Below are 7855 nucleotides of genomic sequence, written 5' to 3'. Positions count from 1 at the left end.
TTGCCACCGCTAGGACCTGAACCTAGTGCGTCTACCAATTCCGCCACCTGGGCACATTGCGATGATCGCTCACCGGCTTTTTGCCATTTCACCGATCAGATCGGCCGAAGTCGGCTTCTTCGTCTTGCATGAGACTCGCCATGTCGCAGCGGGTTTCATTTGAATAAGTGGTGCCCAGGAGAAGACTCGAACTTCCACGGTGTTGCCACCGCTAGGACCTGAACCTAGTGCGTCTACCAATTCCGCCACCTGGGCACTAGAAACGATGATACTAAGCCGTTTCCGTGTTACAACGTCTGCCAGACATTGTGGGCGCGAACTATACGGCTGAGGTTTGGCCTTGTAAACCCCTGATGGCGAAAAATAATTCGCGTGAAAGCTGCCGTCCGGGAGCGATTCGCGCTTCAATAGAAGAAGGGCGTTCTGGCCCTATAAATGAATGAAAGGTGACATCTCTTAATGGCCGATTGGCAATCCCTCGATCCCGAGGCCGCTCGTGAAGCGGAAAAGTACGACAACCCCATTCCCAGTCGCGAGCTGATTCTCCAGCATCTCGGTGAGCGCGGCTCCCCGGCGGCCCGCGAAGAGCTGGTTGAAGAGTTCGGACTGGCGTCCGAAGAAGATATCGAAGCGCTGCGTCGCCGCCTGCGAGCGATGGAGCGCGATGGTCAGCTAATCTACACCCGGCGCGGCACCTATGCCCCGGTGGACAAGCTGGACCTGGTCTGCGGTCGCGTCAGTGGGCACCGCGACGGCTTCGGCTTTCTCATCCCGGATGACGGCAGCGATGACCTGTTTCTCAGCCCCACGCAGATGCGCCTGGTGTTCGACGGCGACCGCTGTCTGGCGCGCGTTGCCGGGCTTGATCGGCGTGGGCGTCGTGAGGGCGCGATCGTTGAAGTGATCAGTCGGGCGCACGAAAGCATCGTTGGTCGCTACCACATTGAGAGCGACGTCGGTTTTGTCATTCCTGACAACCCGAAAATCCAGCAAGAAGTGCTGGTGACGCCGGGCCGCGCGCTCGACGCCAAACCGGGGCAGTTTGTCGAGGTCAAGATCACTCACTGGCCGACCCAGCGCTTCCAGCCGCAGGGCGACATCGTTGAGGTGATCGGCAACTACATGGCGCCGGGCATGGAAATCGACGTGGCGCTACGCAGCTTCGATATCCCGCATGTCTGGCCGGAAGCGGTGCTGAAGGAAGCGTCCCGGCTGAAGCCCGAGGTCGAGGAAAAGGACAAGCACAAGCGCGTCGATCTGCGCCATCTACCGTTCGTGACCATCGATGGTGAAGACGCGCGCGACTTCGACGATGCGGTCTATTGCGAGAAGCCTGGCGGCTGGAAGCTCCTGACAGGAGGTTTCCGCCTGTATGTCGCCATTGCCGACGTGTCGCACTACGTCAAGGTCGACTCGGCGCTCGACAAGGAGGCCGTGGTTCGCGGCAACTCGGTGTACTTCCCTGAGCGGGTGGTGCCCATGCTTCCCGAGCAGCTTTCCAACGGGCTCTGTTCGCTGAATCCGCAGGTCGATCGCCTGGCCATGGTCTGCGAGATCACGCTGAGCAAGTCGGGAAAGATGACCGACTACCAGTTCTACGAGGCGGTGATTCATTCCCATGCGCGACTGACCTACAACAAGGTCAGCGCGATGCTGGAGCAGCCCAAGTCAGCCGAAGGCAAGCGGCTGAGCGGGGAGTACGCCGAAGTGTTGCCGCATCTCAAGCAGCTCTATTCGCTCTACAAGGTGCTGCTCAAGGCGCGTCATACTCGCGGCGCGATCGATTTCGAGACCCAGGAAACGCGTATCGTCTTCGGTGCCGATCGCAAGATCGCCGAGATCAAGCCGACCGAGCGCAACGATGCGCACAAGCTGATCGAGGAGTGCATGCTCTGCGCCAACGTCGCCACGGCGGCATTCCTGCAGAAGCATGAGATCCCAGCGCTTTATCGTGTCCACGATGCGCCGCCGCTGGAGCGCCAGGAAAAGCTGCGCGCCTTTCTCGGTGAACTGGGTCTCTCGTTGCACAAGGGCAAGGAAGGTCCGACGCCGAAGGATTACCAGGCGCTGCTGGAGCAGATTCAGGGGCGCCCGGATTTCCATGTGATCCAGACGGTCATGCTGCGCTCGCTGAGTCAGGCCGTATACAGCGCCGAGAACAATGGTCACTTTGGCCTGAACTACGAGGCTTACGCCCACTTCACTTCGCCAATCAGGCGTTATCCCGATCTGCTGGTGCATCGCGCCATTCGCAGTGTCATCCGCTCCCGTCGAGACACGCCTCATGTGCGCCGCGAAGGCGCTACCAGCATGCCCAAGGCGCGAATCTATCCGTACGACGAAGCCGCGCTGGAGCAGCTGGGCGAGCAATGCTCGATGACCGAGCGACGCGCCGACGAAGCTACCCGCGACGTCACTAACTGGCTTAAGTGCGAGTTCATGAAGGATCGTGTCGGCGAGGCCTTCCCTGGTGTGATTACTGCGGTGACTGGCTTCGGCCTGTTCGTCGAGCTGACAGACATCTACGTAGAAGGGCTGGTGCATGTCACTGCCATGCCGGGCGACTACTACCACTTCGATCCGTTGCACCACCGGTTGTCCGGTGAGCGCAGTGGGCGCAGTTTCCGTCTCGGCGACAGCGTCGAGGTGCGCGTCATGCGCGTCGATCTGGATGAGCGCAAGATCGATTTCGAGCTGATCGGTGGTGGTACCAAGTCTGCTCCGGGGCAGCGTGACGGTGCGAGCTGTGGACGCGAGCCGGGCAATGCCGATGTGCGCAAGAGTCGAGAGCTGAAGAAGGCATTGCTCGCCGAGGCGAAGGGCGGCAGGAAGGGCAAGAGCGAGAAGGCGGCGGGCGGGAGCAAGTCGCGATCAGGCTCGGCCAAGCCGAAATCTGCAGCCAAGTCAGGTGACAAACCCACCGGCTCGAGTGGCGGTGCCAGAAAGCGCAAGGCCAAGTCATGAGTCAGCTGGAAAAGATCTACGGCCTGCACGCTGTCGAGGCATTGCTGCGCCATCATCCCAAGCGCGTCAAGCAGGTATGGCTGGCAGAGGGGCGCGGCGATCCGCGCGCCCAGATGGTGATTGAGCTGGCTGCTCAGGCACGTGTGAGTGTCGGGCAGTGTGAGCGGCGGGAGATGGATGCCTGGGTCGAAGGCGTGCATCAGGGTGTGGTCGCCGAGGTGAGTCCCAGTCAGGTATGGGGTGAGGCCATGCTCGAGGAATTGCTTGATCGCGCCGATGGCCCGCCGCTGCTGTTGGTGCTGGATGGTGTGACGGATCCGCACAACCTCGGTGCCTGTCTGCGCACCGCGGACGCGGCCGGTGCGCTCGCCGTGATCGTGCCGAAAGACAAATCGGCCACTCTCAATGCCACCGTTCGCAAGGTTGCCTGCGGTGCGGCGGAAGTGATTCCGCTGGTCGCCGTGACCAACCTTGCGCGTACGCTGGAGAAGCTGCAGCAGCGTGGATTATGGGTCGTGGGGACGGCGGGCGAAGCTGAGCAATCACTCTACGATCAGGATCTCACCGGGCCCATCGTGCTTATCATGGGCGCCGAGGGTCGCGGTATGCGGCGCCTGACGCGTGAACACTGTGATTATCTGGTGCGCCTGCCCATGGCCGGCAGCGTCAGCAGTCTGAATGTTTCTGTGGCGACCGGCGTATGCCTGTTCGAGGCGCTGCGTCAGCGCAAGAGCGCCAAGGTCGCTGGCTGAACGCCTGACCTGCTGATCTGAAACCGATTGACCTTTTTGTGGTCAATCGGTGTCCAGGCCCGTCCGCGGAGAGCGGCTTCTCGTCATATTTTGCTTGAGGGCTCCGGGTGCTGCCGGAGCCTTGCTGGGTTAGTTACGCGGCGTCAGGCTCGTACCATGGAGGTTGTATGCAGCAGCGCCCGTCTTTCGAAAGTCTGTTCCGGCTATCCCCGAATGCTTATGTCCTGCTTGATCGTGATCTGGTCATTCTGGATGCGAATGCCGCTTACCTGACGCTTACCGGGCGAAAGCTGACGGATATCCAGGGTCAGCGCCTTCATGAAGCTTTCGCTGCCGATCCGCTCAGTCCCGAGATGACCCGAGTGCAAGAGTTGCTCGATTCGTTTGCGCGGGTGCTCAGCCGCAAGGCGGTCGATACGTTGCCGGTGATTCGTTACTCCATCGCGCGACAAACGCCGCTTGGCCCGGTTTACGAGGATCGTTACTGGAGCGCCACGCACACGCCAATCCTGGATGAGCAGGGAGAGGTCGTTGCGATTCTGCAGCACACCTCGGACATTACCGAGCTGCAGGCAATGAAAGACTCGTTGAGTCAGGCGGCAGCCGGTCGGCAGCCCTTGCAGCAGTTGGAGCAAGGCGTAATGTCCCGTGCCAGGCTGCTGCAGTCCGAAGGCGAGCAGCTGCGCCGTCTGTTCGCGCAGGCGCCTGGGTTCGTCTGCTTTCTGCGCGGCCCTGATCATGTATATGAATTGGTCAATGATGCCTATCGGCAGGTCACCGGGCACCGTCAGCTGCTTGGCAAGACGGTTCGCGAGGGATTGCCCGAGATCGAGGGGCAGGCCCTCATCGGTCTGCTCGACGAGGTCTATCGCACCGGTCAGCCGTATGTCGGCAAACGTGTATCGCTGTTCCTGAGACGGTATCCGGACAAGGAGCCACAGGAAGCGATTCTGGATTTCGTTTTGCAGCCGATCGTCGAGAACGACGGCGGGGTCATTGGCATCTTCGTTCAAGGGCAGGATGTGACCGAGCAGCAGCGCAACGAGGCGGAGCTGCAGCGTTATCGCGATCACCTGGAAGAGCTGGTCCGTGAGCGAACCCTGGCGCTGCAGCAAAGTGAGGCCGAGCGACAGGTGGCTGAGCAGGCCCTGCAGCAGGCTCAGCGGTTGGAGGCAGTGGGCAAGCTGACTGGTGGCATCGCGCACGACTTCAACAACATGCTGCAGATCATCGGAGGCAACCTGCAGCTGCTACGGCGTGGTCTCGGTAGCGATCAGACTGCAGCGCGACGGTTGGACTCGGCTGTCAGCGGGGTCGAGAAGGGTGCGCGTCTGGCGTCGCAGCTGCTGGCTTTCGCCAGCCGCCAACCATTGTTGCCGCGCCAGGTGCACTTGCCGGAGCTGCTTGAGCAGATGCACGAGCTGCTAAATGGGGCGTTGGGGTCGGCGGTACAGCTGGAGCTGGAGGTGCTGGGCGAGCCATGGCCGGTGTTCGCCGATGTCGGCAATCTGCAGAGCGTAGTGTTGAACCTCGCTTCCAACGCGCGCGATGCGATGGCGGGTAGCGGACGTGTGGTGCTGCGTCTGGAGAATCGCCAGCTGGGCGAGGATGCGCCTGGCAACTCGCGTGGCGATTACGTCCTGCTCAGTGTCATCGACGAGGGCGGCGGTATGAGTGACGACGTGCGCGCACGGGCATTCGAACCCTTCTTCACCACTAAGCAGGACTGCAATGCCTCCGGTCTCGGCTTGAGCATGGTTTATGGATTCGTCAAGCAGAGCGGTGGCTTCGTTACGCTGGAGAGCGGCGAGCGCGATGGTACCGCTGTGCATGTGTATTTGCCGCGCTGCGTCGATGACGGGCAGCGGCAGGGCGCGGGAGGTGATCTCTCGGCAGGTCCGGCCAAAGCGGTGGCGGGCGACCCGCAGCCTGACGATGTCGTGGAAAACCCGGCGGCCGATGATGCCAGTCTGAAGATCCTCTTCGTCGAGGATGACCCGACCCTGCGCATGCTTACCGGTGAAGTGATGATGGAGCTAGGGCATCAGGTCGTCGCAAGCGAGACAGCGGAAGAGGCCCTGGAGGCGCTGGGGCAGCAGCCTTTCGACGTGCTGCTGACGGATGTCGGCCTGGCCGGGATGAGCGGAATCGATCTGGCGCGTGAAGCTAGTGCGCGTCACCCGAGGTTATCGCTGGTGATCGCCTCGGGCTATGCGGTCAATGCTTCGGATGTGGGCCTCGATCAGTTGCGTACCATGCTGAAGCCGTACGATATCCACCAGGTTCGCGAGCTGCTCGATGGTATTCGCGCCGAGCGTGCAGCGCTGCGCAACTGAATGTCTAAAGCTGGTTAAATATTCACCAGTTCGCCTTGCGCCGCTGTCAGCCCTTCTCTAGAATGGCGCCCCTTGCCTGGACGGCAGGCGTTTGCGCGCCTACCTGCAAGCAAGACAACAAGTCATTCACTCCTTGCCTGACCGCTTAGTCGGCAGGCTGCAACCCGTAAGGAGCAATTATGCGTCATTACGAAATCATCTTTCTGGTTCATCCGGACCAGAGCGAGCAGGTCGGCGGCATGGTGGAGCGTTACACCAAGCTGATCGAAGAAGACGGTGGCAAGATTCACCGCCTGGAAGACTGGGGCCGTCGTCAGCTGGCTTACGCCATCAACAACGTGCACAAGGCTCACTATGTGATGCTGAACGTCGAGTGCAGTGGCAAGGCCCTGGCCGAGCTGGAAGACAACTTCCGCTACAACGACGCCGTCATCCGTAACCTGATCATTCGTCGCGACGAAGCCGAGACCGAACAGTCTGAAATGCTCAAGGCCGAGGAAAACCGTAGCGAGCGCCGCGAGCGTCGTGATCGCCCTGACAACACTGACGGCTCTAACGAGAGCGACAGTGACAGCGATAACAACGCTGACGAGTAATCCACGGATCTATTGAGGAGCCTATTTCATGGCACGTTTTTTCCGTCGTCGTAAGTTCTGCCGTTTCACCGCCGAAGGCGTGAAAGAGATCGACTACAAAGATCTCAACACCCTGAAGGCCTATATCTCCGAGACCGGCAAGATCGTTCCTAGCCGTATCACCGGAACCAAGGCACGTTATCAGCGTCAGCTGGCTACCGCTATCAAGCGCGCCCGCTACCTGGCCCTGCTGCCCTACACCGACAGCCACGGCCGTTGATCCGGCTGGTCGACAGAAGTAAAGGATAAATCGCATGCGTGCCCTGGCTGAGTTCATCATGCGCGGCCGTATGCAAGCCATCTTCGTGGTGGCGGGTGCTGCAGCGTTGCCCATGTTGTTCTGGCTGAGTGCAGCCGCGGGCAGCCTGGTGTTGTTGCGCCGTGGCCTCAACGATGCGTTGGGTGTGCTGGTCTGGGCGGTATTGCCGGCACTGGCCTGGTGGTACTTCGGCGATCCGCGAACCCTGCTGGTATTGCTGGGCTCGCTGGGGCTGGCGTTACTGCTGCGCAGTCAGGCTTCGTGGGTGCGGGTGATGTTGTGCAGTGTGGGCCTTGGACTGCTGTATGTCTGGGCTCTCGGTGCGGTGTTCGGCGAGCCCATTGCGGCGCTGGCCAGCGAACTGCAGAAAGTGTTGCCTGACGCATTGTCAGGCGCCTATCAGCAGCTTTCGGTGGAGGAGCGCGGACGCTTGGAGTCCTTGTTGGCACCGGTACTGACCGGCCTTCTGGCTGCACTGCTGCAGGTCGTCACCCTGCTTAGCCTGATGCTTGGTCGTTACTGGCAGGCAGCGTTGTACAACCCGGGCGGTTTCGGCAGTGAGTTTCGTACGCTGCGGTTCCCGCCACTGCTGGCGGTGCTGCTGCTGGTCGGCATGCTGCTTGGACCGAACCTGGGTGCGCAGCTGGCGGTTTTGACGCCGTTGTGCAGTGTACCGCTGGTGTTTGCCGGTATCGCGCTAATGCACGGGCTGGTGGCTCAGGGGCGGCTGCCGCGATTCTGGCTGGTGGGGCTGTACGTCACGCTGGTGCTGTTCATGCAGTTGATTTATCCGTTACTGGCCGTTTTGGCCATTGTCGACAGTCTGTTTGATTTTCGTGGTCGCGCAGCCGGTAAGAATGGCGCGGGACCTGCGAACGGTGAAGGTTAAAAGTTAAGAGGTAAGACTCA

6 protein-coding genes and 2 tRNA genes (1 of these 8 only partly in view) are annotated in these 7855 nt (G+C 60.8%); 6 read left to right on the top strand and 2 right to left on the bottom strand.

The window, feature by feature from the left end; all coding sequences use genetic code 11:
• Both RT582_RS10440 and RT582_RS10435 read right to left on the bottom strand, forming a co-directional pair.
• Positions 1–53: transfer RNA gene (locus RT582_RS10440), tRNA-Leu, on the bottom strand (it extends 134 nt beyond the left edge of the window).
• Between the two features lie 115 nt (positions 54–168).
• Positions 169–255 (bottom strand) — tRNA-Leu (locus RT582_RS10435).
• 204 nt (positions 256–459) lie between these two features.
• On the opposite strand from RT582_RS10435, the gene rnr reads away from it, so the two are divergent.
• The 6 genes from rnr (at position 460) to RT582_RS10405 (ending at position 7835) form a co-directional block, all read left to right on the top strand.
• Positions 460–2964: a ribonuclease R gene (gene rnr / locus RT582_RS10430; RefSeq protein WP_313477312.1), complete on the top strand. Its 2505-nt coding sequence runs from the start codon at positions 460–462 to the stop codon at positions 2962–2964.
• Positions 2961–3716, top strand: a complete 756-nt coding sequence (rlmB, locus tag RT582_RS10425; protein WP_014819050.1) for a 23S rRNA (guanosine(2251)-2'-O)-methyltransferase RlmB — start codon at positions 2961–2963, stop codon at positions 3714–3716. Before rnr ends, rlmB begins: the two co-directional genes overlap by 4 nt.
• 167 nt (positions 3717–3883) lie before the next feature.
• The gene (locus tag RT582_RS10420; RefSeq protein WP_046619203.1) at positions 3884–6052 is read left to right on the top strand and encodes a PAS domain-containing protein; all 2169 of its coding nucleotides are present in this window, start codon (positions 3884–3886) and stop codon (positions 6050–6052) included.
• A 179-nt stretch (positions 6053–6231) separates the two neighbouring features.
• Positions 6232–6648: a 30S ribosomal protein S6 gene (rpsF, locus tag RT582_RS10415; RefSeq protein WP_003298557.1), complete on the top strand. Its 417-nt coding sequence runs from the start codon at positions 6232–6234 to the stop codon at positions 6646–6648.
• A gap of 28 nt (positions 6649–6676) precedes the next feature.
• On the top strand, positions 6677–6907 hold the full coding sequence (rpsR, locus tag RT582_RS10410) for a 30S ribosomal protein S18 (protein ID WP_003283112.1): 231 nt from the start codon (positions 6677–6679) through the stop codon (positions 6905–6907).
• A 34-nt stretch (positions 6908–6941) separates the two neighbouring features.
• Positions 6942–7835, top strand: coding sequence for a hypothetical protein (locus RT582_RS10405; RefSeq protein ID WP_014819052.1), 894 nt, complete (start codon positions 6942–6944; stop codon positions 7833–7835).
• Positions 7836–7855 lie beyond the last annotated feature (20 nt).

It is taken from the genome of Stutzerimonas kunmingensis (assembly GCF_032106285.1).
GTDB lineage: Bacteria > Pseudomonadota > Gammaproteobacteria > Pseudomonadales > Pseudomonadaceae > Stutzerimonas > Stutzerimonas kunmingensis_B.
This window is presented reverse-complemented; position numbering and strand designations above follow the sequence as displayed.